Below are 729 nucleotides of genomic sequence, written 5' to 3'. Positions count from 1 at the left end.
GGTAATCTCCTTAGTAATTTTATTCTGAACGTTGGTAAAAGAAGTACCAACCCCTGCCAAAGCATCCGCTACATTATCATAAGTCTCACTTTTTTCCTGACCATTATCCTTGACTATATTAACCTTGAAGCTTGGAGCTGTCCATTTGCCATCCTCATATTTGGCACCACCGCCCAAATACGTAGAAAGCGCATCCCCTACAAAATAAAGCTGTTTACCCGTAACTGCATCCGTTGAGAGGCTACTAATAACCCCATCTTGAAGAGATGTTATCTTGCTGTTAGTTTCTTTTCCCCCATGTTGTGCAACAAATGCCCCTTCTTCCTCGCCCCACAATAAAGCATCACCTTTGACACTGCTAATGGTATTATTAACCTCTTTTGTAATTTCATTTTTAACATTGGTGATAGAAGTACCAACTCCTGCCAAAGCTTCTGCTACATTTTTATAATTCGTATTTTTTTCTTGGCCTTCAGCATCAACTGTTTTGACTGTAAATGTTGGATCGGTCCATTTGCCATTTTTATAATCAGCTCCACCGCCTAAGTAAGTCGCAACATTCTTATTTGTCTCAAAAAGCTGCGAACCCGTTACAGCTTCTTTTGAATCTTTTGATATGTCACCATTCTTTATGCCCGTAAGAGTACGCTGTTGATTTTTGTTATTGGTAATATCGATTTTATCACCACCTGCACCCTTGCCTATAGTGATGTCTTGCGTTTCAGCATC

1 pseudogene is annotated in these 729 nt (G+C 39.8%); it reads right to left on the bottom strand.

Annotated features, from left to right (window positions below):
* Positions 1-729: pseudogene (locus PVV64_RS10405) on the bottom strand (hypothetical protein); the annotation flags it as partial.

Origin of the sequence: Bartonella sp. ML70XJBT.G (assembly GCF_028618575.1) — a bacterium.
Taxonomy (GTDB): Bacteria; Pseudomonadota; Alphaproteobacteria; order Rhizobiales; family Rhizobiaceae; genus Bartonella.
The sequence above is the reverse complement of the archived record's forward strand: the minus strand, read 5'-3'. Positions and strand labels throughout refer to the sequence as shown.